The 23,507-nt window shown below is 55.3% G+C and carries 30 protein-coding genes and 1 tRNA gene; 16 read left to right on the forward strand and 15 right to left on the reverse strand.

The window, feature by feature from the left end:
- The first annotated feature begins 20 nt into the window (after window positions 1-20).
- The 6 genes from TAM4_RS01820 to TAM4_RS01845 all read left to right on the forward strand — a co-directional run bounded on the left by TAM4_RS01820 (window position 21) and on the right by TAM4_RS01845 (window position 5,922).
- Window positions 21-1,628, forward strand: coding sequence for a carbamoyltransferase (locus TAM4_RS01820; RefSeq protein WP_014121533.1), 1,608 nt, complete (start codon window positions 21-23; stop codon window positions 1,626-1,628).
- A 212-nt stretch (window positions 1,629-1,840) separates the two neighbouring features.
- Window positions 1,841-3,127: a translation elongation factor EF-1 subunit alpha gene (gene tuf, locus TAM4_RS01825; RefSeq protein WP_014121534.1), complete on the forward strand. Its 1,287-nt coding sequence runs from the start codon at window positions 1,841-1,843 to the stop codon at window positions 3,125-3,127.
- Window positions 3,128-3,174: 47 nt separating this feature from the next.
- On the forward strand, window positions 3,175-3,483 hold the full coding sequence (gene rpsJ, locus TAM4_RS01830) for a 30S ribosomal protein S10 (protein WP_012571711.1): 309 nt from the start codon (window positions 3,175-3,177) through the stop codon (window positions 3,481-3,483).
- Between the two features lie 16 nt (window positions 3,484-3,499).
- Window positions 3,500-3,586, forward strand: a tRNA-Ser gene (locus TAM4_RS01835).
- 247 nt (window positions 3,587-3,833) lie between these two features.
- The gene (locus tag TAM4_RS01840; protein WP_014121535.1) at window positions 3,834-5,093 is read left to right on the forward strand and encodes a PLP-dependent aminotransferase family protein; all 1,260 of its coding nucleotides are present in this window, start codon (window positions 3,834-3,836) and stop codon (window positions 5,091-5,093) included.
- A 52-nt stretch (window positions 5,094-5,145) separates the two neighbouring features.
- Window positions 5,146-5,922 carry a gamma-glutamyl-gamma-aminobutyrate hydrolase family protein gene (locus TAM4_RS01845; protein WP_014121536.1) on the forward strand — a complete coding sequence of 259 codons (777 nt, stop codon included), beginning with the start codon at window positions 5,146-5,148 and terminating at the stop codon, window positions 5,920-5,922.
- Here the strand turns inward: TAM4_RS01845 and TAM4_RS01850 are convergent.
- Window positions 5,907-6,749, reverse strand: coding sequence for a radical SAM protein (locus tag TAM4_RS01850; protein WP_014121537.1), 843 nt, complete (start codon window positions 6,747-6,749; stop codon window positions 5,907-5,909). The two genes, TAM4_RS01845 and TAM4_RS01850, sit on opposite strands and share 16 nt — an antisense overlap.
- A 56-nt stretch (window positions 6,750-6,805) precedes the next feature.
- Between TAM4_RS01850 and TAM4_RS01855 the strand changes: the two genes are divergently transcribed.
- The 6 genes from TAM4_RS01855 to TAM4_RS01875 all read left to right on the forward strand — a co-directional run bounded on the left by TAM4_RS01855 (window position 6,806) and on the right by TAM4_RS01875 (window position 10,576).
- Window positions 6,806-7,213 carry an OsmC family protein gene (locus tag TAM4_RS01855; RefSeq protein WP_014121538.1) on the forward strand — a complete coding sequence of 136 codons (408 nt, stop codon included), beginning with the start codon at window positions 6,806-6,808 and terminating at the stop codon, window positions 7,211-7,213.
- A gap of 39 nt (window positions 7,214-7,252) precedes the next feature.
- Window positions 7,253-7,894: a neutral amino acid NAAT transporter SnatA gene (gene snatA / locus TAM4_RS01860; protein ID WP_014121539.1), complete on the forward strand. Its 642-nt coding sequence runs from the start codon at window positions 7,253-7,255 to the stop codon at window positions 7,892-7,894.
- A 184-nt stretch (window positions 7,895-8,078) separates the two neighbouring features.
- On the forward strand, window positions 8,079-9,356 hold the full coding sequence (locus TAM4_RS01865; RefSeq protein WP_014121540.1) for a C39 family peptidase: 1,278 nt from the start codon (window positions 8,079-8,081) through the stop codon (window positions 9,354-9,356).
- Window positions 9,357-9,375: 19 nt separating this feature from the next.
- Window positions 9,376-9,588 carry a hypothetical protein gene (locus TAM4_RS11670; protein ID WP_148258577.1) on the forward strand — a complete coding sequence of 71 codons (213 nt, stop codon included), beginning with the start codon at window positions 9,376-9,378 and terminating at the stop codon, window positions 9,586-9,588.
- A 29-nt stretch (window positions 9,589-9,617) separates the two neighbouring features.
- Entirely contained in the window at window positions 9,618-10,253 is a 636-nt protein-coding gene (locus tag TAM4_RS01870; protein ID WP_014121541.1) for a hypothetical protein, read from the forward strand.
- 44 nt (window positions 10,254-10,297) lie between these two features.
- Window positions 10,298-10,576, forward strand: a complete 279-nt coding sequence (locus TAM4_RS01875) for a family 4A encapsulin nanocompartment shell protein (protein ID WP_014121542.1) — start codon at window positions 10,298-10,300, stop codon at window positions 10,574-10,576.
- Here the strand turns inward: TAM4_RS01875 and TAM4_RS01880 are convergent.
- The 5 genes from TAM4_RS01880 to pfpI form a co-directional block, all read right to left on the reverse strand.
- Window positions 10,560-11,486: a triphosphoribosyl-dephospho-CoA synthase gene (locus tag TAM4_RS01880; RefSeq protein WP_014121543.1), complete on the reverse strand. Its 927-nt coding sequence runs from the start codon at window positions 11,484-11,486 to the stop codon at window positions 10,560-10,562. The two genes, TAM4_RS01875 and TAM4_RS01880, sit on opposite strands and share 17 nt — an antisense overlap.
- Before the next feature lie 5 nt (window positions 11,487-11,491).
- A complete protein-coding gene (locus TAM4_RS01885) occupies window positions 11,492-11,932 on the reverse strand; it encodes a PspC domain-containing protein (RefSeq protein ID WP_014121544.1) in 441 nt (146 codons plus the stop codon).
- Between the two features lie 99 nt (window positions 11,933-12,031).
- A complete protein-coding gene (locus TAM4_RS01890) occupies window positions 12,032-12,478 on the reverse strand; it encodes a hypothetical protein (protein WP_237702112.1) in 447 nt (148 codons plus the stop codon).
- Between the two features lie 190 nt (window positions 12,479-12,668).
- Window positions 12,669-13,253: a YiiX/YebB-like N1pC/P60 family cysteine hydrolase gene (locus TAM4_RS01895; protein WP_014121546.1), complete on the reverse strand. Its 585-nt coding sequence runs from the start codon at window positions 13,251-13,253 to the stop codon at window positions 12,669-12,671.
- 166 nt (window positions 13,254-13,419) lie between these two features.
- Window positions 13,420-13,920: a deglycase PfpI gene (gene pfpI / locus TAM4_RS01900; RefSeq protein ID WP_014121547.1), complete on the reverse strand. Its 501-nt coding sequence runs from the start codon at window positions 13,918-13,920 to the stop codon at window positions 13,420-13,422.
- A 93-nt stretch (window positions 13,921-14,013) separates the two neighbouring features.
- Here pfpI and TAM4_RS01905 point away from each other — a divergent pair, with 93 nt between their 5' ends.
- Genes TAM4_RS01905 through TAM4_RS01920 form a run of 4 tightly spaced genes read left to right on the forward strand, consistent with a single transcriptional unit; the run spans window position 14,014 to window position 17,322 of the window.
- On the forward strand, window positions 14,014-15,141 hold the full coding sequence (locus TAM4_RS01905) for a tyrosine--tRNA ligase (protein ID WP_014121548.1): 1,128 nt from the start codon (window positions 14,014-14,016) through the stop codon (window positions 15,139-15,141).
- A gap of 15 nt (window positions 15,142-15,156) precedes the next feature.
- Window positions 15,157-15,657 carry an Lrp/AsnC family transcriptional regulator gene (locus TAM4_RS01910; RefSeq protein WP_014121549.1) on the forward strand — a complete coding sequence of 167 codons (501 nt, stop codon included), beginning with the start codon at window positions 15,157-15,159 and terminating at the stop codon, window positions 15,655-15,657.
- Complete coding sequence (locus tag TAM4_RS01915; RefSeq protein WP_014121550.1) at window positions 15,632-16,954, forward strand: HAD-IA family hydrolase; 1,323 nt, start codon at window positions 15,632-15,634, stop codon at window positions 16,952-16,954. The genes TAM4_RS01910 and TAM4_RS01915 overlap by 26 nt, the downstream gene beginning before the upstream one ends.
- Window positions 16,954-17,322 (forward strand): DUF2304 domain-containing protein, encoded by a 369-nt coding sequence (locus TAM4_RS01920; protein WP_237702113.1) that lies wholly within the window; start codon window positions 16,954-16,956, stop codon window positions 17,320-17,322. Before TAM4_RS01915 ends, TAM4_RS01920 begins: the two co-directional genes overlap by 1 nt.
- Here the strand turns inward: TAM4_RS01920 and TAM4_RS01925 are convergent.
- The 9 genes from TAM4_RS01925 to TAM4_RS01965 all read right to left on the reverse strand — a co-directional run bounded on the left by TAM4_RS01925 (window position 17,319) and on the right by TAM4_RS01965 (window position 23,496).
- Window positions 17,319-17,852: a cytidine/deoxycytidylate deaminase family protein gene (locus TAM4_RS01925; RefSeq protein ID WP_014121552.1), complete on the reverse strand. Its 534-nt coding sequence runs from the start codon at window positions 17,850-17,852 to the stop codon at window positions 17,319-17,321. The two genes, TAM4_RS01920 and TAM4_RS01925, sit on opposite strands and share 4 nt — an antisense overlap.
- Before the next feature lie 12 nt (window positions 17,853-17,864).
- The gene (locus tag TAM4_RS01930; RefSeq protein WP_014121553.1) at window positions 17,865-18,650 is read right to left on the reverse strand and encodes a M48 family metallopeptidase; all 786 of its coding nucleotides are present in this window, start codon (window positions 18,648-18,650) and stop codon (window positions 17,865-17,867) included.
- A 10-nt stretch (window positions 18,651-18,660) separates the two neighbouring features.
- Window positions 18,661-19,029 carry a BlaI/MecI/CopY family transcriptional regulator gene (locus TAM4_RS01935; protein ID WP_014121554.1) on the reverse strand — a complete coding sequence of 123 codons (369 nt, stop codon included), beginning with the start codon at window positions 19,027-19,029 and terminating at the stop codon, window positions 18,661-18,663.
- A gap of 141 nt (window positions 19,030-19,170) precedes the next feature.
- Window positions 19,171-20,364, reverse strand: a complete 1,194-nt coding sequence (locus TAM4_RS01940) for a pyridoxal phosphate-dependent aminotransferase (protein ID WP_014121555.1) — start codon at window positions 20,362-20,364, stop codon at window positions 19,171-19,173.
- Between the two features lie 62 nt (window positions 20,365-20,426).
- Window positions 20,427-20,996, reverse strand: coding sequence for a glucose-6-phosphate isomerase (gene pgiA, locus TAM4_RS01945; RefSeq protein WP_014121556.1), 570 nt, complete (start codon window positions 20,994-20,996; stop codon window positions 20,427-20,429).
- A 64-nt stretch (window positions 20,997-21,060) separates the two neighbouring features.
- A complete protein-coding gene (locus TAM4_RS01950; RefSeq protein ID WP_014121557.1) occupies window positions 21,061-21,624 on the reverse strand; it encodes a site-2 protease family protein in 564 nt (187 codons plus the stop codon).
- Window positions 21,621-21,809, reverse strand: a complete 189-nt coding sequence (locus tag TAM4_RS01955) for a transcription elongation factor NusA (protein WP_014121558.1) — start codon at window positions 21,807-21,809, stop codon at window positions 21,621-21,623. The genes TAM4_RS01950 and TAM4_RS01955 overlap by 4 nt, the downstream gene beginning before the upstream one ends.
- 32 nt (window positions 21,810-21,841) lie before the next feature.
- Window positions 21,842-22,555, reverse strand: a complete 714-nt coding sequence (locus TAM4_RS01960) for a TraB/GumN family protein (RefSeq protein ID WP_014121559.1) — start codon at window positions 22,553-22,555, stop codon at window positions 21,842-21,844.
- Window positions 22,552-23,496: a ribonuclease Z gene (locus TAM4_RS01965; protein ID WP_014121560.1), complete on the reverse strand. Its 945-nt coding sequence runs from the start codon at window positions 23,494-23,496 to the stop codon at window positions 22,552-22,554. Before TAM4_RS01965 ends, TAM4_RS01960 begins: the two co-directional genes overlap by 4 nt.
- Window positions 23,497-23,507 lie beyond the last annotated feature (11 nt).

A 23,507-nucleotide genomic window follows, 5' to 3' on the forward strand; every position in this document is an offset into this window, starting at 1 on the left:
TTCCCTTTCGGTGGTTTCCAATGATTCTCGGAGTCCACGACGGCCACGACGCCGGGGCTGTTCTGATAGACGGCGAGAGGATTTTCGCGGTGAACGAGGAGCGCCTAAACCGGGTCAAGAAGTACAGGGGCTTCCCCGAGCTGAGCATCAAGGCCGTTCTCGAGATGGCAAACGCCGACCCGGAGGACGTTGAGGTAATAGCCGTCGCCGGGATTTTCAGGAAGCAGAAGCGCCTCGTCGAGCTTGAAAGAAGGTTGAAGGCCATCTTCGGCCCGGAGTTCAAGAGAAAGGTTCTATTCGTCGAGCACCACTTGGCTCACTCGGCGAGCGCCTACTACACCTCTGGCTGGCGCGAAGCTTTAGCGGTTAGCATAGACGCGGCCGGAGACGGTTTAAGCTCCTCGATTTACGTGGCGAGGGACGGCGAGATGATTAGGATAGCCCAGAGCACATACATAGACTCCCTCGGCGACTTCTATGCCTCGGTTACGGAGCTTTTGGGCTTCAAGCCGATGCGCCACGAGGGAAAGGTTATGAGCCTTGCCGCCTACGGGCGGCCGACCTACGATTTGAGCGCGATAATCGAGCTCAACGGACTGACCTTTGAAAACCATCTCAAGGTCATCGGCGTCGAGGCGACCAAAAAGCTGGCCGAGTTCTTCGGCTATCCCCTCTCAAAGGCGAAGGAGATAGCCAGCCAAATGAAGCGCGGAAAGCTCGACGGCGAGCTCCAGAGGAAGGCCATTGAGATAGCGGCGAGCGCGCAGAGGCACCTTGAGAAGCTCCTCGAGGAGCTCGGCGTTAAGCTGAGTTCGAAGGGCCTTCCTTTAGCCTACGCCGGCGGTGTTGCCCAGAACGTCAAGGCCAACGCGGTTTTGAGAAAAATCTTCGGGGACGATAACCTGTGGGTCTTCCCCGCGATGGACGACGGTGGGCTGGCCTTTGGAGCGGCAATCTTCGTCAAGGCTCAGCTCGAGAGGCTCGACGGAAGATGGAAGCCCTTCAAGCTCAAGCACGTCTACCTCGGCCCGTCCTATGAGAGGACTTACGTTGAGGAGCTCCTGAAAAAGGAGGGGCTCGAGTTTGAGGAAGTCGACGAAAAGTTCGTTGCCGACGTCCTGAGCGAGGGGAAGCTCGTCGGCTTCTTCCAGGGGGCGATGGAGTTCGGACCGAGGGCCCTTGGCAACCGCTCGATTCTGGCGAATCCTTCCGACGAAAAGGTTAAGGAGAGGCTCAACTTAGCTCTCAAAAGGGACATCTTCCAGCCCTTCGCGCCCTCGCTCCTCTGGGAGAAGGCCGAGGAATACCTTGAAGACCTCGAAGGCAGGCCGAACGAGTTCATGACGATGAGCTACACCGCGGGCGAAGAGTTCCAAAAGCTCGCTCCGGCTGTCGTTCACGTGGACGGCACGACGAGGCCTCAAGCTGTGAGGAAGGATGTGAATCCGAGCTACTACGAAGTCATTAAGGCCTTCGAGGGGAGAACCGGCATCGGGGCCGTGCTGAACACGAGCTTCAACATGCACGGCGAACCGATAGTCTGCTCGCCAGGGGACGCGCTGAGGACGTTCAGGAAGGCCGGACTGGACGTTCTGGTTATAGAGGAGTTTGCCATCGAAGGGCAGTGAGGGAGAGCTCTCCGTCCCTATCACTCGAAATTGACAAATTCAAGTCCAAACGCGATTAGTTAACTTTTTAAACCCGCCCCTTAAGTTATGGACGGAACTCGTGAGGTCCCCCCGAAAAAGGCGGGTTTCCCGCCCGAGGGGACCGAGGTTCGAAAGATTTAAAAAGCCATCCTAGTCAACGAGACTAGACCAAAATCTGGAGGTGTTTGGAAATGGCTAAGGAGAAGCCACACGTTAATATAGTCTTTATAGGCCACGTCGACCACGGAAAGAGCACCACCATCGGAAGGCTGCTCTTCGACACCGCCAACATACCGGAGAACATCATCAAGAAGTTCGAGGAGATGGGTGAGAAGGGTAAGTCCTTCAAGTTCGCCTGGGTCATGGACAGGCTCAAGGAGGAGCGCGAGAGGGGTATCACCATCGACGTCGCCCACACCAAGTTCGAGACCCCGCACAGGTACATCACCATCATCGACGCTCCGGGCCACAGGGACTTCGTTAAGAACATGATTACCGGTGCCAGCCAGGCCGACGCTGCCGTTCTCATCGTCGCTGCCACCGACGGTGTCATGCCCCAGACCAAGGAGCACGCCTTCCTTGCCAGGACCCTCGGTATCAACCACATAATCGTGGCCATCAACAAGATGGACATGGTTAACTACGACCAGAAGGCCTTCGAGAAGGTCAAGGCCCAGGTCGAGAAGCTCCTCAAGATGCTCGGCTACAAGGACTTCCCGGTCATCCCGATCAGCGCTTGGGAGGGCGACAACGTCGTCAAGAAGAGCGACAAGATGCCCTGGTACAAGGGTCCGACCCTCATCGAGGCCCTCGACCAGATACCCGAGCCGCCGAAGCCGACCGACAAGCCGCTCCGCATCCCGATCCAGGACGTCTACTCAATCAAGGGTGTCGGTACCGTTCCGGTCGGCCGTGTCGAGACCGGTGTCCTCCGCGTTGGAGACGTCGTCATCTTCGAGCCGGCCTCAACGATCTTCCACAAGCCCATCCAGGGTGAGGTCAAGTCCATCGAGATGCACCACGAGCCGCTCCAGGAAGCCCTTCCGGGTGACAACATCGGATTCAACGTCCGTGGCGTTGGTAAGAACGACATAAAGCGCGGTGACGTCGCCGGACACACCACCAACCCGCCGACCGTCGTCAGGCCGAAGGACACCTTCAAGGCCCAGATCATCGTCCTCAACCACCCGACCGCCATTACCGTCGGCTACACCCCGGTCCTCCACGCCCACACCACCCAGGTCGCCGTCAGGTTCGAGCAGCTCCTCGCCAAGCTCGACCCGAGGACTGGAAACATCGTCGAGGAGAACCCGCAGTTCATCAAGACCGGTGACTCCGCCATCGTCATCCTCAGGCCGACCAAGGCCATGGTCATCGAGCCGGTCAAGGAGATCCCGCAGATGGGCCGCTTCGCCATCCGTGACATGGGCCAGACCGTCGCTGCTGGTATGGTTATCTCCATCCAGAAGGCCGAGTGAAGGCCTTCTCTGACTTTTCCTATCCTTAACTTTTAGGAGGGACGGAAATGCAGAAGGCAAGGATTAAGCTCGCGAGCACGAACATCAAGGCCCTCAACGAGGTCACAGACCAGATCAAGCAGATCGCCGAGAGAACCGGCGTCAGGATGAGCGGTCCGATACCGCTCCCGACCAAGAGGATAAGGATAACCACCAGGAAGAGCCCCGACGGAGAGGGCACCGCCACCTTCGACAGGTTCGAGCTTCGCGTTCACAAGAGGCTCGTCGACATCGAGGCCGACGAGAGGGCCATGCGCCAGATTATGCGCATCCGCGTTCCTGAAGACGTTACCATCGAGATCGAGCTCATCTCCTGATCCCTCTCATTTATGCGCCGGGGTAGCCTAGCCTGGGAAGGCGCGGGCCTGGAGAGTCCGTGGGCGTTAGCCCGCCAGGGTTCAAATCCCTGCCCCGGCGCCAAAACCCTTCTTCCTCTGCTTATAGTCTTTGATGCTCCCCTTTTGTGCAGAAATTGTTCATCGTGGGCTTTCTCTGTCTCTTGAGGGATTTAAGCGGACACTTGTGTCTCCGGAATTATTTCCGTCCTTTACTTTACAAACAGAAAGATTAGGTCGCCCTTTTGAAGAAAAGTTTATAACCCTTGGGTCCGAGTTACCTATGTACAGCTCCGTACTAATGAACTTGAATGATCATTGAGGTGGTGGGTATGCAGAAAAAACTCGAAAGGAAGCTCGCGTCCGAGCCCCTCAATTTCGAGTCCTTCTTCTCCGAGAAGGCCCTCGGTATGAAGGCCTCGGAGATTAGGGAGCTCCTCAAGCTCGTCGAGACGAGCGATGTTATCAGCTTGGCGGGAGGTTTGCCCGCTCCCGAAACGTTTCCAGTTGAGGTCATCAAGAAGATCGCCCAGGAGGTTCTCACGAAGCACGCCGACAAGGCCCTGCAGTACGGAACGACAAAGGGCTTCACGCCCCTCCGGCTTGCCCTCGCCAAGTGGATGGAGAGGCGCTACGGCGTTCCGATGAGCAAGGTCGAGATAATGATGGTCGCAGGCAGTCAGCAGGCCCTCGACCTCATCGGAAGGGTCTTCATAGATCCCGGCGACATCGTGGTTGTTGAGGCGCCGACTTATCTCGCGGCGCTCAACGCTTTCAAGTACTACGACCCCGAGTTCGTGAGCATTCCCATGGATCACGACGGAATGAGGATAGACCTACTCGAGGAGAAGCTCGAGGAGCTGAAGAGGGAAGGCAGGCGCGTTAAGTTCGTCTACACCGTCTCGACTTTCCAGAACCCGATGGGCGTCACCATGAGCCTCGACAGGAGGAAGAAGCTCATAGAGCTCGCCAAGGAGTACGACTTCCTCATCGTTGAGGACAACCCCTACAGCGAGCTCCGCTACTCGGGTGAGCCCGTTCCGCCGATAAAGCACTTCGACGACGAGGGCCGCGTCCTCTACCTCGGAACGTTCTCCAAGATACTCGCCCCAGGCTTCCGTCTCGGCTGGATCTCGGCCCACCCGCACTTCATAAGGAAGATTGAGATAGCCAAGCAGGCAGTTGACCTCTGCGCCAACACCCTTGCCCAGGTCATAGCCTGGAAGTACGTTGAGGACGGCCACCTCGACGAGCACATACCGGAGATAATCGAGTTCTACCGGCCGAGGCGTGATGCAATGCTTGAAGCCCTCGAGGAGTTCATGCCAGAGGGCGTCGAGTGGACAAAGCCGGACGGAGGAATGTTCGTTTGGGTCACCCTGCCCGAGGGGATAGACACCAAGCTCATGATGGAGAAGGCCGTCGCTAAGGGCGTCGCCTACGTTCCCGGTGAGGCCTTCTTCGCCCACCGCGACGTCAAGAACACCCTCAGGCTGAACTTCACCTACGTCCCCGAGGAGACCATACGTGAAGGCGTCAAGAGGCTCGCGGAGACGATTGAGGAGGAGCTTAAGAGGCTCAAGAGGGTCTGAGGCAACGTTTTTATAACCCTTTTTCTATTTGGTTATCCTGTGGGGGATGCTTATGAAACCTGTGATCGTGATAATAGCGGGCAGTTTCAACGATGTTAAATCGAAGTGGATCCTCCACCACTCCCGTGCCATCGACCGCGCCGGTGGAATCCCCGTGATTTACACGAGTCCGGGGGATCCAAGGGACGTTGTTGAGATAGCGGACGGAATTCTGCTGACCGAGGGGCCGGACATACATCCATATTTCTACGGTGAGGATCCCTCCCCAAACATCAAGAACGTCGATTACAGCAGGGACAAGTTTGAGATAGAGCTCTTCCGCAGGGCCCAGAGCATGGACATTCCCGTCCTCGGCGTGGGCAGGGGAATGCAGATAATGAACATCGCAATGAACGGAACCATGTATCAGGATCTCCAGCGGGAAATTCCCAAGGCGATAAAGCACGACTGGGATCCCCTGACCGTCGATCCGGGCCAGAGGCTTCACAGCATAAGGCTGAAAACCTCATCAAAGCTCTACGATATACTCAAGGATAAGCTCGACGTGTCGAGCACCAACGAGGTGTTCATCCACGTCAACAGCTTCCACCACCAGGGCATAAAGCGGGTGGGAGAAGGCTTCAGGGCCGTCGCTTTTTCAATAGACGGTATTGCCGAGGCTATTGAATCTAAAGAAGGTTTCTACATAGGCGTCCAGTGGAACCCCCAGTTCCTCCCGGAGATGATAGCCCTCTACGAGGCCTTCGTCAGGGCCGCAAAGGAGAGTCAGAGGAGGAGAATAGAGAGGGAGCAGATTGAGGTAGAGGCAGAGGATCAGGGCACTAGGTGAGACCCATCGCAGCTCGGATACGAGCGGTAGCCCTCCCTGCACGAACCGAAGGTTATCCCCAGTTTTGTTATCTCCCTTTCCGCCTCGCGCAGGATACGGAAGCGTAGCTCCCTCGGCAGGTAGTAGTAGCCGCCGATTCTTTTTCCCTTCTCGTACAGCGGCCACAGCCTTTTCATTAACTCGGGAAACTTGGCGAACATTCTCGCCTTGGAGTCGGGTCTAAGCTTGAGGGTTGAAACCGTTATGTGGCTGACAAAGCTCAGGGCCTCAAGGGTCTCTTTGAAGTCCTCCCACGTGTAGAAGGGTATTATCGGATCGATTCTCGCGTAAACCGGTATTCCCGCCTTTTTGGCCTTTTTTAAAGCCCGTATTCTGGCCCTCGGTGAGGGAGCGTTTGGTTCGAGGAGTTTAGCTTTTCTCTCGTCAACCGTCGTCACGGTGATTCCGACGGCACAGCGGAGCTCGCTCAGAAGGTCTATATCCCGCTCGAAGACGTCCGATTTGGTGAGGAGCAGACAGCGGACGTCGTAGCGTTTGAAGAGCTCAAGGACCTTCCGCGTTATCCCGAGCTCGCGCTCGATCGTTGGATATGGGTCTGATGAGTAGGAGAGGGCTATGATGTAGCGCCTGTCGAACTTTCTGAGTTCCCTCTCCAGCTTTGGTAAGAGGCCCTCCTTCGTCCTCACGCGGAAGGCGTTGGGGATATAGCTCGTTATGTAGCAGTAGACGCAGGCGTGGTCGCAGCCGGTGTAGACGTTCAGGGTGTACTTGAAGGGGCATGTGCAGAGCTTCGCCTTCCAGGGGTCGAAAGGACGGATGTAGCCCATGACAGGAAATACGAAAACACCTTAAAACCCCTATCGATACCCCTACGGTGGTTGAAATGAGCGAACCTGTTAGGGGAAGGGTGGAGTGGTTCAAGGACTACCAGTTCATCGGCAGGATAGAAGACGACAAGTGTTCCGTGATTCTCGGAGAAGGAGGAATAAGCCCCATGAAGCTCCTTCTCCTGAGCGTTGCCGGCTGCACCGCCTACGATGTGGTGATGATCCTCAAGAAGATGAGGGAACCGGTTGAGGGGCTTGAGGTTGAGATATCGGGCGAGAGGAGGGAGGAGCACCCGAGGGTTTACAGAAAGGTTCACCTCCACTACCGCATTTACGGAAACGTGCGGGAGGAGAAGGCAAAGCGCGCGATAGAGCTCAGCCAGGACAAGTACTGCTCGGCCTCGGCCCACATGAAGCTCAGCGGCACGGAGGTTACCTATTCGCTCGAGATAATCGGGCGGTAGCTTTTTAAACCCCCACCTTATCCGGGGCTGGTGAAGCTCATGATCGAACTCCTCAAGACATTCATAATCCTCTACGGCGGTCTCTTCGCGATAACCAACCCGGTCGGGGCGGTTCCGGTCTTCCTCAGCGTCACCCACGACCTCTCGTGGAGGGAGAGGAGAGAGATAGCCACGAAATCGGCCATAACCGTCGTGGTGACCCTCATCGTCTTCGCCCTCATAGGCCAGTGGATATTCCGGTTCTTCGGATCAACGACCGATGCCTTCGCCATAGCCGGGGGCATACTCCTCTTCAGGATGGCAATGGAGATGCTCTCGGGAAAGCTGTCGTCGGTTAAGATAAGCAGGGACGATACCGAGGAGCTGGACGATGAAACGGTAACTCTCGAGGAAGTTGCGGTGATCCCGCTCGCCATCCCCCTCATCTCGGGTCCGGGTGCGATAACGACGGTGATGCTCTACATGGCGAACACGAATACAATGGCCGAGCGGGCGGTGCTGATCCTCGTTATACTCGCCATCGGACTAACGGTGTGGGTCACTCTTTGCTCGGCCAACAGGATAAAGCGCGCTCTCGGCCGGGTGGGGATAAAGGTCATGACGAGGATGATGGGTCTCATATTGACCTCGATGGCGGTTCAGATGATAATCAACGGGATAAAGGGGGCCTTCGGGCTGTGAACTTCCTTTACTCTCCAAGCTATTGTTTTAGTTTTAAATAGAAATAGCCTAAAACTTGGTTGATCATCTAAAGTCTTAGTTGTATGATTCTCCATTAGTTAAGTTATCACTTCGAATGATAAAGAAATCTTTAAATAGGATAAAGTTCAACCCCGTAGTGAAGTTCCCACAGGAGGTGTGTAAGGTGAAGAAAAAATTCTTGGTTGTATTGTTTCTTGGAGTCCTCCTGTTGGGGGGGGTCGTGATCTCGACACCAGTCAAGGCAGGAGGGAATAACAGGAAGGACATTCTACCGGTTGTCCGGAAACTTGCAATTCGAGAACTCCATAAGTTCCCGGAATTTTCAGGTGCGATTCCTACAAACCCAGTGCCTCTGTACTTTCCAGATGGTGAACTCGCGGCATACGAGTTCAAGGTTGTTAGGAGAGGGCAAACTATTGGTTACATAATAGTTTCAGCCAACAAAAAGCTACCCCCCACAATTCTAGAAGCCGGGATGGGCCCAGAAACCCCAAGTGAGATCATGAAAAAGCTTGCCAAGAAAAAAGGTCTTCACAACTATAAGGTTGTTTACTTCGCAGGGCTCGAGTATGGCCTCCTCTCAAAAGACAAGGTCATTGACTCAAGAGGAATGGAACATAGGAAACCCAACTACTACCAGTTCATCGCTGGTGCCTCTCCAGACAGCATCAACAAGTGGGCCACTATAGAATCTACTTCATACTCATCATCCTACACGTCAACTTCCACTATAACCTCGGAAAAGATACTTTATGACGTTCCAGCTTGGACCTCAACCGATGAAGGCGGTGCAAGTGAGCCCCTGCCGCCGGGGGCCAATTCAATCAATCCCAATTTGATGTCAGTTTACTCGTCAACCTCGAATCCATATGATTACATAGGACCTAACCCTGATCCATGGAAGGAGTATGACGGATGCGCCCCAATAGCGGCATCAATGGTAGTGGCGTACTATGATACTCAATACAGAAACGACTGGTACAGGGAAGCGATAATAGACATTCTGCACGAGACAATGAAGACTGACTATGAGGGATGGACCGATCCAAGTAACATTGGGCCGGGTATTGAGGACTTCTATGATCGTGCAATGTACCTGTACCACGAGGGGGTTATCGGGATTGCGCCCACCTACTCATACACAACAAGTACAATTACAGACCCAGACAATTCTCTTATCTTCACTTATGTATGGCTGGAAATCTCAACTGATACCCCATTGTTGCTTACCGCTAGTGCTGCTAATGGATCCGATTTTAAATGGGCTGGTGTTCTGCATACGGTAACTGTCACAGGATACCGCACTTACAGTGACGGCGAAAAGTACCTTCTAATTCACACAACCTATGGTTCTCCGTATCCATTGAAGGCATGGATACTGTTAGACAGCATTGGTGAAGTGAGATCTCTTACACTAATCAACCCGGTTAAAATGGGATAATATTATGGAGGTGCTGTCCATGAAAAAAGTCCAGATACTTGCCGCCCTCCTGGTTCTTGCCCTCCTCTCGGGAGTGGTAGCCATTCAATTTAAGGGAGGATCCGGAAAGAAGGCGACGACAGAGAATATATCCTCCCCAGGAACCAACCCTCAGGACTCAACTCCGATCGAAACTGAAAACCCGAAGTTCCCACCTGCACCCTCATCTCAAACACGAGCTTCAAGCCGATAAACGGGGTCGTCGGATGGTGGATAAAAGACATGACCGGGAGGGCAGTCTACGGCAAGGACATTGAGATCACTCCAAAGGTGAACCTCAGCGAGATGAAGAGCTACGGTAAGTTGCTGTGGGCTGACTGGCCGGCGGAACTCGGTATAAAGCCGCCCTGCCCTCTGGCGGGAGATGCCTTCATCTCGGTAAGCGAGGCAGAGGTCAATGCTGATTTCAAGCCTCCCTGCCATTCCCTGAAGAGGTCGGCCAAGTTGCCCCCTGGGAAGGTCTATCTGGCGAGCTACGTTGTCCCGGTCAGGAACTCAAGCTGGACCGTCTACGAGAACATCCCAATTGGCAACGGAACTGATTTCCTGAAGACGGGCGGTATACAGGGTGGAAAGGTGACAAATCTCACCGCCGTCTGCTCCTGTGGAAGCGAGGGTCTTATTGAGGCCCTTAAAGCGTCTATACAGGCGGCTGGTTTTGAAGAGGTTCCCCTATGGAGGACACCGAGGGAAAACGACTGCTTCAAGCCGCTGATGGCTGGACTTTACAGGAAAGGTAGCAGGTACCTCTACGTCGAGGTGGCCGAGGTAAAGGGCCGCGGTCTGCTCAGGATTTTCATGGCAATGGGAAAGGAGGAAACCCTAAAACCCTACGTTGAGGTTTTCTCGGCAGGGTGAGCAACCCTTTTAAGGCCGCTTCCCCACTTTTTTCGGTGTTCAAAATGCGCGGTGATCTGATACGCGTTCTGAGCGATATCGAGGAGAAGGCCAACGAGCTGAAGCTCGACGGCTACGAGCCAGACGTCGTTCTGGTCGGCCTGGAGGCCTACGACTTCATAAAGGAGCAGGTGAAGGAGGAGTTCGGGGGAGACGAAGAAGTGCTGGAGCTTTCCGGGGTCAAGATAAGGCTCCTCGAAGAGCTCGGCGGCGATGCGGTGGTTATAGACACGAAGGCACTCGGCTACGCTCCAGCTGCGAAGAGGCTCAGGATCGTCCAATAACTCCAAAAACTCTTCCGTTTCTCATCTCTATTCTCAGCCCAGAGAGGGCCAGGAGGCTGAGGGAGACGGCCATTACATCGGCCAGACTGCCGGGGTTCCTCAGATCGCCCTTCTCGGCCATGAATGACTCAAACTCCTCCGGGCTTATCTCCCCCTTCAGGAGTCCCCGTGCCTTTTCCCGCACCAGCTCTGCTTCCTCTTTTCCGGCCTTCCTCTCGATGAGGGTGTCCCTCCGCTCAGCCAAGAGCTCAACGAAGGCCGTCCTAACGGCATCTTCAAGCGGCTTCTCTGAGAAAAGCTCCACGAGCCTGTCGGCGGTTGAGTATGTGAGTTTATAGCCGTTGATCCACTCGCAGAAGATCAGCTCCCGTTCGCAGCTTATCTCGGCCAGTTTCCACAGGTTCACCCTGTCCTCGAAGAGCTCCCGGAACGAGTCGTCGCTGTACACGTCGTACTTCTCGGCCTTCCCTATTCCCTTTGGGTTTATTGTCCTGATCGCCCGGTAGAGCTCCATCGTGTCCCTAACCGTGGATTCACGGAGGAGAAGTAGGGCTTTTTCCCTGCCCTCAAGAACGTTCCTTCCCATTGCGAGGCCAGCCATTAGGGGAATTGAGAGAGCTATGACGCCGAAGTTCGGGTTTGCGTCCTGAACCCGTTTAACCGCCTCGGTTGCCCTCCTTATGAGATCCCCCAGTCCCGCCTCAGAGGGAGAGAGGATTCCCTTACGCACCAGCTCGCCAACCTTAACCGCCTCGTGATAAACTGGAACGACGGCGGTGTTCCCGAAGAGGAAATGGTATATGCTCAGGTCCTCAAAGTCCCTATGCCTGCTCACGTTTCCGGGTTTTGGAACGGTGGCCTCGATAAGCGGTCCCAGCAGAAAGGCCTTCACGATGCTCCATCTCTCCATCGGGATCACCGCTTGATGAGCAATACCAGGACTAGCGCGGCCAGGAGAAGGCCGAGGGGGATCGAGATCATCACGACCGTCCTGGAGGGAAGGACGAGCATGAGGGGCAGGAAGAACGTGATGAGGTACAGGGCGGCGATCACAACGACGACAGCTATGACGGCCTTTATCAGGCTGTCGTCACTCGACACAACGCGGTTTACCTCCTCTCCGATGTCCTTGATGCCCTCGCTCAGGGGTTTCTCTTCCTCACCTTCCTCGGGTATCACGAGGGCCGCAAGGAGGTACAGGAGCGTCATCGTCACCGGATTGAACACGAGCAGAACCACGAAGATTACCCTGAGGATCGTTGGATCGACGTTCAGGTACTCCGCCAGTCCCCCCAAAACACCGAGGAACATCCTGTTCGTTTTTGACCTCTTCAACTTTTTGCCGCCCTCTGTCATCGTAACCACCATCCTTCCATCGTTACCACAGGGAGTATTTAAAAATTTCGAGGCATTAATGACTTCACACGGTTGCGGAGAAGAGCTTATTCAAGCCCCTTATTCGAGCGAACGCACCAGAAGGTCTGATTTGAGGGAGGTGGGGGAGGACTGCCAGAGTTTCGGTGAGAACAGCTCGAAGAGGAGAACGTGTGGAGTTTCCTCGTACAGTTCAAGGTTGGAGAGCACGGTTCTCTTGACTTCCTCGTCTCCCAGGGAGTACACGTCGGCGATCACGGGAAAGCTCAGGACGTCAAGGAGGTACCTGATCGCGGATTCTCCCCTGAGCCTGCCCCCTGTTCGTATGAAAACGACCTCCGCAAGGAGGAGCTTCTCCTCGTCGAAGAGCAGGTGGACGTAGGCGCTTCTCTCATCCTTTGAAAAAATTCTAACCAGGACTCCCCTTCCGAGCCTCAGGGCCTCCTGAATGAGCAGGAACAGATCCTCAGGGGATTTGCAAACTATGTTCTCGAACAGCCTTATGCCTTCCCATACCCTCATCTTCATCACCGATACCCATTGCTCCCTCATCCTATTTAAAGATTTTCCAAAATTTTTGGTAAAATCTTGGATTTATTCCATCGATCAATAATAGAAATTGCAAAAAATCCAAATATTGTTAGAGAAAATCCAAAAACTTGAAAGTGCTTTGGAATTGTGAGAATTTATGAAAACGCCAAAAAAGTTTGGAAAGCCATCAGGCGGAGTCGTAGTATATGACGTAGGTGTCGCCGTCGTCGTAGACTTCCTGCGGGGCGACGCCGTAAAGGTACTTCCAGCTGAAGCCGGGGTTGGCGTCTATGTCAGGCCCTCCGACGGCCATGTATGAGGCCCAGACCAGCTCGGAGCAGTAGTACTTGTCCCCGTATACGTGCTTGGTGTACCAAGCCCAGTCGTAGGGCTTTCCAAGCTGCTGGAGGGCAAAGTTAACGGCCGCCTGCCTGACCGCATCTGTCGTGGCGACGCGGAGAACCGCAACGGCATCGTACCTCTGGAGGAAGTCCGAGAGGTAAACCAGCCTGACCTCGCTGGGGTTGTCCCAGGCCTCGATGACTATGTACTCTCCAACTGAGGCATCGTAACCGACGATCATCCCGGTGTGGGTCCAGTAGCCGGGAATGAAGAGATCGCTTATCGGGTTGTGGCCGATAACGATGTCACCCGGTTTGAGGCCCGTTGGATACGGGTGGTAGTAGCCACCGCTGCTCCCAATGGCTCCGGCCGGCTGGAGGCCAATCGAGAACACAACAAACATGGCCAGTATTGCCATCAACCTCTTCATTTTAGGCACCTCATGGAGTTGTTCGTACACAATAGGCGTTTGATACTTATAAATGTTTCTTTCTGTACATTAATGAACGTTGAGAGACACCACAGAAGGGTACACCATTGGAATGTATTCAAAAATTCACAGAACAGTTATCAGATTGAATAAAATGAAAAACACTTCAGCGAAGAAGTCTCACGAACTCCCTCATCCAGGCGTAGAGATCACCGGGGTGCCTTGAGCTGACCCAGTTTCCATCGACAACGACCGGTTCATCGATCCACCTGACGCCGGCGTTTATCATGTCGTCCTTTATCCCGGCGTAGCTTGTTCCCGTTCTGCCTCTGAGAACTCCCGCCGAGATGAGTATCTGCGGCCCGTGGCAGATTGTGGCCACTGGCTTTCCGTCCTCGAACATCTTCTTTGCTATGGCAACTGCCTTCTCATTGAGCCTGACCCTCTCAGGCGCCCGACCACCGGGGAGAACGAGGGCGTCGAACTCGTCGGGATCCACCTCCTCGAACCCCAGGTGAACCTCTACGGAATAGCCGTGCTTGCCCGTTATGGTCCCCCTCTCGAAGCTCGCTATGTAGACCTCGTGTCCATCCTCCCTTATCCTGTGGAGGGGGTATATCAGCTCAACGTCCTCGAAGTCGTTGGCACTCAAGAACAGCACCTTCATTCCCATCACCGGACTCAATTTCGCGGGCATGTATTTAAAATTTCGGCCGCAAAGCCCTTAAACCGATCCTCGTTTTTACAGTAGGTGGAGCGAATGGACGTGGAAAGGAAGATAGAACTGATAAAAAGGAAACCAACTGAGGAGCTTTTGACGGAAGAGAACCTCAGGCACCTCTTCGAGGTTGGAATTCCGATGCAGCACTACATCGGATTTGAAATCAGCGGTTACATTCACCTCGGAACCGGACTCATGGCTGGGGCGAAGATAGCCGACCTCCAGAAGGCCGGGATAAAGACGAGGATTTTCTTAGCCGACTGGCACAGCTGGATAAACGACAAGCTCGGTGGCGATTTAGAGACCATACAGAAGGTCGCCCTCGGCTACTTCAAGGAGGGCATGAAGCAGAGCATCAAGGTCATGGGGGGAGACCCCGACAAGGTCGAGTTCGTCCTCGCGAGTGAGATACTGGAGAAAGGTGATTACTGGCAGACGGTGATAGACATCTCCAAGAACGTAACCTTAGCGAGAATGATGCGCTCGATAACGATAATGGGACGCCAGATGGGTGAGGCCATAGACTTCGCCAAGCTCATCTACCCAGCGATGCAGGTTGCCGACATCTTCTACCAGGGCGTTACCATAGCCCACGCCGGAATGGATCAGAGGAAGGCCCACGTCATAGCCATCGAAGTGGCCCAGAAGCTGAAGTACCACCCGCTCGAGTGGAAGGGCGAGAAGCTCAAGCCGGTCGCTCTGCACCACCACCTCCTCCTCGGCCTGCAGGAGCCGCCGATCTGGCCGATAGAGAGCGAGGAGCAGTTCAAAGAGCTTAAGACCCAGATGAAGATGAGTAAGAGCAAGCCCTACTCGGCAGTTTTCATTCACGACACGCCGGAGGAGATTAAGCAAAAGCTCAGGAAGGCATTCTGCCCGGCGAGGGAAGTTAGGTACAACCCCGTCCTCGACTGGGCCGAGTACATAATCTTCCGCGAGGAGCCGACCGAGTTCACCATACACCGCCCGGCCAAGTTCGGCGGCGACGTCACCTACACCACCTTCGAGGAGCTTAAGAGGGACTTCGCGGAAGGAAAGCTCCACCCGCTCGACCTCAAGAACGCCGTCGCCGAGTACCTCATCGAGCTCCTCAAGCCGGTTCGCGAGTACTTCGAGAGGAATCCGGAGCCGCTTGAGCTCATGAGGCAGGTAAAGATCACCCGCTAACGACCGGTGGAAGGAATGGTCCGCTTCGACGAGAAGGACAGGGAGATCCTCGAAACTCTCAGGAAGGAAGGCAGGATAACGCTCACGGAGCTGGGGAGAAGGCTAGGCCTCTCCCCAGCCAGCGTCAAGAACCGCATTGATAAGCTGAAGAAACTCGGGGCAATCAGGGGATTTTCGGCCGTTATCGATCCCTCTTTTCTTGAGAGGTACGTGAAGGTGTTTATGCTCCTCAAGCTCAAGGCTGAGGATCCTGAGGTCGACAGGATACTCTCCAAGTTCGCGGCTCTGGACAACGTTCAGGCCGTTTACAGGACCACCGGGAGAACGCAGGCACTCATCATAGCGGAGTTCGAGGACATGGACGAGATGAAGAGGTTCGCCGGAAGGCTGAAGGGTTCCCTCGGTTCGCTCCTCGAGTACATAGAGTGGGGCACGATCTACGATTCGCTCAAGGACTGCTGGGTGAGCACGGGCAAGAGGGGAAGTTCCAATGGACGTAAGGGCGGTTATATTTGACCTCGACGGCACACTCGTGGGGGCACCGACGCCGTTTTCGGAGATAAAGGAGCGCCTGAGAGAGCGCCTGCTTGAGATGGGCGTAGAGGAGAACCTCTTAGGTGAGCTCACACCCATGTACGAGACCCTGCTGAAGGTCTCGGAGAAAACGGGAATCGACTTTGAGAGGCTTCACTCGGTTCAGGTGGAGCTCGAAACGGAACGCATGTGGGAGAGCTTTCTCTTCAAAGGCGCTCTTGAAGTTCTGGAGTACCTCAGGGGAAAGGGAGTTAAGCTGGCCCTCGTGACGAGGAGCTCCAGAAAGGCGGCCGAGCTGGCCCTGGAGAAGAACGGCATAGTCGATTACTTCGATTCCATCGTTGCGAGGGAGGACGTTAAACCGGAGGAGCTGAAACCAAACCCGGGGCAGATTCTTAAAGCTCTCTCCGAGCTTGGCGTTCCGCCTGAAAAAGCCATAGCCGTCGGCGATCACGGCTACGACGTTTTAGCCGCAAGGAAGGCGGGAGTGCTGAGTATCTTGGTGACCGGCCACGACTCCGGGAGGATGAGCTTCTCCGTGGATGCGGAGGCGGATTTCGAGGTCTCCAACCTGAACGAGCTGAGAAACCTGTTTGAGAGGCTGTTCTCGACTTACGTAGTCGTTCCGGCCTACAACGAGGAAAAGACCCTTCCGGCTGTTCTCAACGATCTGCTCAGGTACTTCAGAAGGGATGAGATAGTAGTCGTGAACGACGGATCGCGGGACAGGACTAGAGAAATTGCCGAGTCGTACGGGGTCCACGTCCTGAACCATCTCGTCAACAGGGGCCTCGGGGGAGCGCTCGGTACGGGGATAGCGTTCGCGGTCAGGAAGAATGCCGAGCTGATTTTGACCTTCGATGCGGACGGCCAGCACCTGCTGAGCGATGCCCTCAGGGTCATGAAGCCGGTCGCCGAGGGGAAGGCTGACTTCGCAGTCGGCTCAAGGCTGAAGGGTGACACGAGCGAGATGCCCTTCGTCAAGAAGTTTGGGAACTTCGTCCTCGACGCAATAACGGCCCTCTTCGCCAGGAAGTACGTGAGCGACAGTCAGAGCGGGCTGAGATGCTTCAACAGGGGCTGTGCATCGAAGATCCGCATAACGTGCGATCGCTACGCCGTGTCGAGCGAGATAATAATAGAGGCCGCGAAGCACGGCTGCAGGATCGTTGAGGTTCCGATTAAGGCAGTCTACACCGAGTACTCCATGAGGAAGGGAACCAACGTGCTTGAGGGTGTAAAGATCGCGCTGAACCTGCTGTTTGACAAGCTGAGGTGATGGGTATGTACGTGGCTCAGATAATAGCCCTCGCGGCGATAGCTTACCTCCTCGTGAGGATGGTCAACGACTACAGGCGGGGAAGAATAGACTGGTACGGCTTCGTTTCGTGGCTCGTGATATTCGGCATCTTTGCCGTTATAGCGGTCTTCCCGGTCAGACTGTCCCAGGAGATCAAGGACGTTCTGGGCTTGAAGAGGGGCCTGGATGCGCTCTTCGTGGTCTCGATAGGCCTGATATTCCTGCTCATGTTCCAGCTCTACGTCGAAATAGACCGGACCAAGCGCGAGATAACGGAGCTCACGAGAAAGGTTGCCATAGAACTTGAGGAGATAAACGAGCGCCTCAAAAGGCTTGAAGAGCGCTAAAAGTCGTCCCCGAACAGCTCCTCGAGGAAAAGCCTCACCCTGTCCTTGGGCAGTTTGAACTGCTTTATCTTCACTATTCCCTTTTCCTGCGCCTCCTTCAGCAGTATCTCGGTGGCCTCATTGGGGTACATCTCCTCGTAGACTATCTCCTTGATTCCAGCGTTGATGACGAGCTTGAAGCAGGTGTCGCAGGGGAAGTGCGTGACGTAAAGCGTGGCCCCTTCGAGGCTTATTCCCTTCCTTGCTGCCATCGCTATGACGTTCTGCTCGGCATGGACAGCCCTGTGGCAGTGACCGTCAACGATTAGGCAGCCAACGTCAATGCAGTGGTCCATTCCCCTCGGCGCGCCGTTGTAGCCGGTGGCGAGGATGTAGCCGTCCTTCACGGCCACCGCGCCAACTCTAAGCCTCGGGCAGGTTGCCCTGAGCGAGACGAGCTTCGCTATGAGCATGAAGTACTCGTCCTTCGTTGGTCTGATCTTTTTTATCCTCTCGGCTTTCTCCCTGTCAAGAAAGATCTCGACTCCCAAAGCGACACCCCCTCAGGAGGAGATGCTGGAGTAGGCCACTATCCTGAATATTCTTTCCTCGTAGGTCGGGTGGGTTGGGAATATCAGGAAGCTCGGCCTCCAGTAGTTGCGCTTCTCTTGGGAGGGCCTGTCTATGGTGGGCTCTATCCCAGGAAGGGTGTGGCTCTTAACCCTCGCCCTGAGGTCCTCGTAGTACTTCAGCTCCTCCAGGGCGGCTTTCAGTGAGAGGGGCTTCTCAAGAAGCCTGAGGGCGACGTCGTCGGCCTTGAACTCCCTGCTCCTCAGGAACTTCGATCTCTCCAGCTCGAACCACAGGTACAGGGCAAAGCCGCCTATCGTTATCCAGAAGCTCTGGGTCAGGGCGAGCAGGAGGAACGGCATCAGGAACGCGAATATCCTCACGTAGGCGACGAGCGGGAAGAGGAAGGTGTCCCTGTTTTTGATGTGGCCGAGCTCGTGGGCGACGACGGCAGCTATCTCCTCGTCGTCCAGTATCTCAAAGAGACCGAGCGAGAGGACTACTCTCCTGCCGTAGGAATAGGCGTTGGGGATGTATTCCTCGAGGGCGTATATCTCGACGTCCCGGAGGTTCGCCCGTTCGAGGATGGAGTGGAGCCTCTCTATGAGCTCCTCCGAGGCGGCGTGGATTATGGGGTGGCAGTTCTGGCACTTCCCCCTGAGGGAGAGCCTGCCGAGAACCACGAGGCCGGTGAAGAGGAGACCCGCTAGGGCCAGGCCGATGTAGCCCGATACGGCGTAGGTTAGGAGGAGCATCACCGCGAGGGGAACGAGCATCATTTCCTACCCCTCACTCCTTCCTGATCCTGGAGAGGTAGGCGTAGGTGGCTTCTCTGAAGTTGCTCATGAGCGCGTCGAGGATGCGCTGGACGACTTTCTCCTCGAATTCCTCCCTGGTCGTCGTTATTGAGTAGACGTACCTCATGCCTCCCCGTCCGTAGTCCACGCTCCTCGAGAGGAGGCCCTTCTCGCAGAGGCGGTTCATCAGTATGCTCACGGTGGAGCGCCTCATCTCTGGATGGCTCTTTTTCATGTGCTCGTAGACCTCACCCGCGGTTGCCACCTTAACCTTCCACATGTACTCCATTATCTCGGCCTCGAGGGGGGGAAGAACGGCCTTTATGCCCTCCTCGGTGAGCTTGAACTCGTGGGGTTCCATTCCCAACCCTCCGGAACAATATCGACCGGCAACAATAAAAGCTTTTCTGGGATCATAAAAACGGCCGATGATGAGCGGTTGGCCCGGCACCGAGCTGTGCGGAGGGCCACCACTCCTGAGGCCATGTAGAAAGAAAAGGGCTCAGCCCAGCCTCTTCCTCATGAACTCCTCAAAGCTGTCCATGGCCTCCTCGAGTATCTCAACCGGCGGAAGGAAGACGATCCTGAAGTGCCAGTCGCCGGCCTTTCCGAAGCCCGAGCCGTGGACGAAGAGGACGTGTGCCTCGTGGAGGACATCGAGCACGAACTCCTTGTCGTTCTTCCACTTCCTCTCCTCAATCCGCGGGAAGATGTAAAAAGCCCCCTGCGGTTTGACCGTGCTGACGCCCGGAATCTCGGTCAGGCGCTTGTAGATGTAGTCCCTCCTCTCGCGGAGCTTTTTCATGTACTCCTCAAGGTAGTCCATCGGACCGGTTAAACCCGCTATCGCCGCGAACTGGGCCGGAGTGCTGGGGCATATCCTTATACGCATGAGCTTGTCTATCGCTTCCCTCACCTCTTCGAGCTTGCCCTCCGGATCAACGTAGTAGAAGTAGCCCAGACGCCAGCCTGTGGCGAAGTAGACCTTGGAGAGGCCGTTCATCACTATAACCGGGACGTCCTTCGTGAGCGAGCCGGGGGAGACGTGCCTGCCCTCGTAGGTCATCAAGTCGTAAATCTCGTCGCTTATAACCGGCAGGTCGTACTCTCCAGCTAAATCGAGTATCGCCTTGACGGTCTTCTTCTCGTAGAGCGCCCCTGTCGGGTTGTTGGGGTTGATGACCGCTATGGCCTTCGTCCTCTCGTCTATCAGCTTTCTGATGTCGTCGATGTCCGGCTGCCAGCCGTTCTCTTCAACCGTCAGATATTCGCGCGGCTCTGCCCCATAGAACTTGACGAGGCCCACGTAGGGAGGATAGCTCGGGCTTGGAACGAGTATGTTGTCGCCGGGGTTGAGGAGCGAGCCGAATATGAGCTGGAGTGCCTCGGTTACAGCGGTGGTGACGCGAACATCCTCGGACGTTATGTCTACCCCGTTCTTCCACTTCTCCCTCTTGACAACGGCTTCCCTCATCTCCGGCAAACCTTCACTCGGTCCGTAGTAGTTGTGACCTTCCTTTATGGCGCGACAGTAAGCTTCCTGCATGTGAACGGGCGGCTGAAAATCGTACTTTCCGGGGTCGCCGATGTTGAGCCTGATGACCTTTATACCCTTCTTCTCAAGCTCCCTCGCGGGAAGGACAACGTCTCTAATCGCGTACTCAACACCCATTGCCCTCTCGGACGGACGAATCATTACGATCACCGTTCAAATGTTGAGAGGCAGTTCATAAAAACCTTTTCATAAGAAAAGAAAGGTCAAACCTTCCAGCGCGGGTTATCGACGAGCTTTACCTCTCCCCCCTCGTCGATCACTATCTTTGAGAAGCCCTTCTCCTTTATGCTCCCGTAGTCGTGGCCCGCATCCGCTGGATAGATTGCGAGGAATATGAAGGGCTCGTCGCCCGTGTTCACGGTTCTGTGGGCCCAGTAGGGGGGAACGTAGACGACCGTTCCCGGCTCCATCGGTATCCACTCTGCCTCACCCTCGGGCGTCTGGAGGAGCATTCCTCCCCTGCCTTTGAGGGCGTAGTATATCTCAGCCCTGTCTGCTTTGGCGTGGTAGTGGCCCTTGGTGAAGAAGAACTCCTTTCCGACCTTGCCGGGATATAGGACGGTGGTCGCGAAGTTGAGGTCCCCCTCGCGCTCCTCCTGCTCAACCGCGTAGACCTCGTAGACAACTGGATCCTCCCTGAGGAGCTCCTCGTAAGCTTTCTCGTCCACGAAGTAGCCCTTCATGTCGCTCAGCTTTCTCACGAGCTTCTTGGCACCGGGGATGACGCCCGTTTCAAGATCGATCTTAACGCCAAACGGCCTCTTGTACTCCACCGCGATCACCGGTGAGAGTAGGAGAACCAATATTTAACTTTTCCCTTCTGTATCACCCTGAGTGTTACACGAGCATGTTGAGGGAGTAGGCGATGCCTATGCTTATGGCCCAGTAGCCGGCGCTCCAGCGGAGAACCTTGTATCCGTCCAACGGGGGGATGGGCCAGAGGTTGAAGAACGCCAGCCAGAGGTTTATGCTGGCCGTTAGCGTGAGAACCTGCCCGACCGTCCCGGAAACGAGCTGTGAGCCGATGAGCGCGATAACGCCAACCGCTATGTTGGTGAGCGGGCCGGCGAGGGCTATCTTCCCAAAGGCTTCCCTGTCGGCGAGCATGTATGGGGCGTATATCTGCACCGCGCCGAGGGCCGCGAAGATCCACGCGTTTCCCGTGAGGGCTCTGGTCAGAAGGCCGAGAAGGAGCGCTATCACTATGCCGGTGTCCCACCTCTTGTAGAACGCCCTGTAACCGTACCTCTCGGCAGCCCAGCGATGGGCCAGCTCGTGAAACACGAAGGCCGTTAGAATGGCGGGAGCTACAAAGGGCATGAGCTTTATCTCGAAGTTCGAAAAGAGTAGCAAGAGGATCAGAAAAGACAGGAGGAGATCCTCCAGCTCGTGGGGATTCATCTAGCTCTCACCTCTATCTTGCGCCCGAGCACCAGCTCCGCCGCCTTGACCGCCGCCCCTCCTGTGCCGACTGCTATTCTGACCTGATCCTCCGGAACGTAGACCACTATCGTGTCCCCGTCGTACTCGACCTCCAGTATCTCGACGTTGAGCATCTTCCTAAGTCTTTCGAGGGTGTCTGTCATGGCCTCTCCCTCAGATTCTACCCGTTTCCCGGTTATAAAGGTTGCCCAGTTCCGGGTGGATAAATAAGCCCTCTTTTCGGTTTCCACGAGTTGAGAATTCTCTCGATGCCCTTCTTGTGGCCCATACCCACTACCGCAACGATCTTGGGCTTCTTAACGCCCCGCAGGAGCATGTCATCAACGGCCCTTCTGAGGTTCATCGCCATTATCTCGTTCCTCTCCTCAACCAGAACGCGGTAGAGGTACGGATACCTGAGCCGGAACTCCCTCATCATGTCCTCATAAGAGGCCATCACGTCCGAGTCCGCTATGGCCTCCTCCCCGAGCCCAGGGATGAAGAAGAGCGACCCCTCAAGGGCCAAGAGAAGCTTCTCCCTGAAGGGAGCCTGGAGGATCTTGCCCATTATCACCCTGATGTCCTCGTCTATGAGGACTATGGGAACCCCCAAAAGCCTCGCGCTCTCTATGGCAGCTAGCATCTCCCCTCCCGGAGCCATTCCGAACTCCTCGCCGAGCCGTTCCTCGAACTTCGTCAGCAGGTAACTAACGATCCCCGCCCTTCCCAGGGTCAGGCTCTCCTTGAAATCCGCCTTCTTACCGCTTAAAAGGCCCTGGAACCTGAGAGGATCGAGCTCAACCGCTATGGCGTTCGGCCTGATTTTTTCTATCTCCCTCCAGACCTCCTCCCTGCTCCTCGGCGAGACGTGCATCGTGCCTATTAGCTTGACGTAGCGGAGGTAGCTCATCTTCCTGCCCCCAGAAGGTTTTCGAGCTTCCATTCGCCGGATTTGTATGTTAAAACGTCGAAGTCCCTCGGAACGACGAAGTTCACGCCAGATTCCCGGCATATCCGCGATGCCTCGCTCAGATATTCGTCGTAGGTGTAGCGGAAGGCCCTGTGGAAGAGGGCTAAGAGCTTTACCTTTGCCTTCTTCGCGGTCTCGCAGGCCTCCTCAACTGTGGAGTGGTAGCTCTCTCCCCGGTCCTCATCGGTAAGGTAAGTGGCGTCGTGAATCAGCAGATCGGCCCTCTCGGAGAAGAGTTTAACTCTCTCTACCGGCTCGGTGTCGCCGGTGTAGACTATCTTAACTCCCCGCCTTCTCGGTCCGGTAACGTCTTCAAGGCGGATTATCTGACCATTCCACTCGATTTGGCCTTCCCTCTCAAGCTTTCCGAGCATCGGCCCGGGCTCGAGGCCGTACTGCTTAAGCTTCTCGGGCAGGAACTTTCCCCTCTTATCTTTCTCCCTGAAGACATACCCTAAAGCCGGAATCCCGTGCTCGACCTTGAAGCTCCAGATTTCATAACCTTTGAACTTAAGCCTCGTTTCGCCGAGCTCGTGGACGTGTATATCGAAGACCGGCCTGAAGAAACCGCTGTTAATGAAGTTCTGCACGAACTCGAAGGTGTACTTTGGCCCGTAGATGTGGAGGGGCTTTTCCCGGTTCCAGAGGTTCATCGTCTGAATCAACCCGCCGAGCCCGAGGTAGTGGTCGCCATGGAAGTGGGTGATAAAAATCTTCTCGACCTTCATCGGGCTGAGCTTTGCGGTGTTCATCTGCCTTATCGTGCCCTCGCCGACGTCGAAGAGTATAACCTCTCCATTATAGCGGAGCGCTATAGCTGGAACGTTCCTCTCGCGCGTCGGCATTATCCCGCCCGTGCCGAGAAAAATCACCTGGAGCATGTTCAGCCTTA

Origin of the sequence: Thermococcus sp. AM4, assembly GCF_000151205.2 — an archaeon.
Lineage (GTDB): Archaea > Methanobacteriota_B > Thermococci > Thermococcales > Thermococcaceae > Thermococcus.

Coding starts and splice junctions, on each gene's coding strand:
- TAM4_RS01820 (WP_014121533.1), top strand. CDS start 21: ATGATTCTCGGAGTCCACGACGGCCACGACGCCGGGGCTGTTCTGATA.
- TAM4_RS01870 (WP_014121541.1), top strand. CDS start 9,618: ATGACCGGGAGGGCAGTCTACGGCAAGGACATTGAGATCACTCCAAAG.
- TAM4_RS01915 (WP_014121550.1), top strand. CDS start 15,632: ATGGACGTAAGGGCGGTTATATTTGACCTCGACGGCACACTCGTGGGG.
- TAM4_RS01910 (WP_014121549.1), top strand. CDS start 15,157: ATGGTCCGCTTCGACGAGAAGGACAGGGAGATCCTCGAAACTCTCAGG.
- TAM4_RS01955 (WP_014121558.1), bottom strand. CDS start 21,809: ATGACAGACACCCTCGAAAGACTTAGGAAGATGCTCAACGTCGAGATA.
- TAM4_RS01935 (WP_014121554.1), bottom strand. CDS start 19,029: ATGGAACCCCACGAGTTCAAGCTCACCGAGGAGGGCATAAAGGCCGTT.
- pfpI (WP_014121547.1), bottom strand. CDS start 13,920: ATGAAGGTGCTGTTCTTGAGTGCCAACGACTTCGAGGACGTTGAGCTG.
- TAM4_RS11670 (WP_148258577.1), top strand. CDS start 9,376: ATGAAAAAAGTCCAGATACTTGCCGCCCTCCTGGTTCTTGCCCTCCTC.
- TAM4_RS01965 (WP_014121560.1), bottom strand. CDS start 23,496: ATGCTCCAGGTGATTTTTCTCGGCACGGGCGGGATAATGCCGACGCGC.
- TAM4_RS01885 (WP_014121544.1), bottom strand. CDS start 11,932: ATGACAGAGGGCGGCAAAAAGTTGAAGAGGTCAAAAACGAACAGGATG.
- TAM4_RS01890 (WP_237702112.1), bottom strand. CDS start 12,478: ATGAAGATGAGGGTATGGGAAGGCATAAGGCTGTTCGAGAACATAGTT.
- snatA (WP_014121539.1), top strand. CDS start 7,253: ATGATCGAACTCCTCAAGACATTCATAATCCTCTACGGCGGTCTCTTC.
- TAM4_RS01855 (WP_014121538.1), top strand. CDS start 6,806: ATGAGCGAACCTGTTAGGGGAAGGGTGGAGTGGTTCAAGGACTACCAG.
- TAM4_RS01895 (WP_014121546.1), bottom strand. CDS start 13,253: ATGAAGAGGTTGATGGCAATACTGGCCATGTTTGTTGTGTTCTCGATT.
- TAM4_RS01930 (WP_014121553.1), bottom strand. CDS start 18,650: ATGATGCTCGTTCCCCTCGCGGTGATGCTCCTCCTAACCTACGCCGTA.
- tuf (WP_014121534.1), top strand. CDS start 1,841: ATGGCTAAGGAGAAGCCACACGTTAATATAGTCTTTATAGGCCACGTC.
- rpsJ (WP_012571711.1), top strand. CDS start 3,175: ATGCAGAAGGCAAGGATTAAGCTCGCGAGCACGAACATCAAGGCCCTC.
- TAM4_RS01850 (WP_014121537.1), bottom strand. CDS start 6,749: ATGGGCTACATCCGTCCTTTCGACCCCTGGAAGGCGAAGCTCTGCACA.
- TAM4_RS01940 (WP_014121555.1), bottom strand. CDS start 20,364: ATGATTCGTCCGTCCGAGAGGGCAATGGGTGTTGAGTACGCGATTAGA.
- TAM4_RS01875 (WP_014121542.1), top strand. CDS start 10,298: ATGCGCGGTGATCTGATACGCGTTCTGAGCGATATCGAGGAGAAGGCC.
- TAM4_RS01920 (WP_237702113.1), top strand. CDS start 16,954: ATGGGTATGTACGTGGCTCAGATAATAGCCCTCGCGGCGATAGCTTAC.
- TAM4_RS01880 (WP_014121543.1), bottom strand. CDS start 11,486: ATGGAGAGATGGAGCATCGTGAAGGCCTTTCTGCTGGGACCGCTTATC.
- TAM4_RS01950 (WP_014121557.1), bottom strand. CDS start 21,624: ATGAATCCCCACGAGCTGGAGGATCTCCTCCTGTCTTTTCTGATCCTC.
- TAM4_RS01960 (WP_014121559.1), bottom strand. CDS start 22,555: ATGAGCTACCTCCGCTACGTCAAGCTAATAGGCACGATGCACGTCTCG.
- TAM4_RS01905 (WP_014121548.1), top strand. CDS start 14,014: ATGGACGTGGAAAGGAAGATAGAACTGATAAAAAGGAAACCAACTGAG.
- TAM4_RS01840 (WP_014121535.1), top strand. CDS start 3,834: ATGCAGAAAAAACTCGAAAGGAAGCTCGCGTCCGAGCCCCTCAATTTC.
- TAM4_RS01845 (WP_014121536.1), top strand. CDS start 5,146: ATGAAACCTGTGATCGTGATAATAGCGGGCAGTTTCAACGATGTTAAA.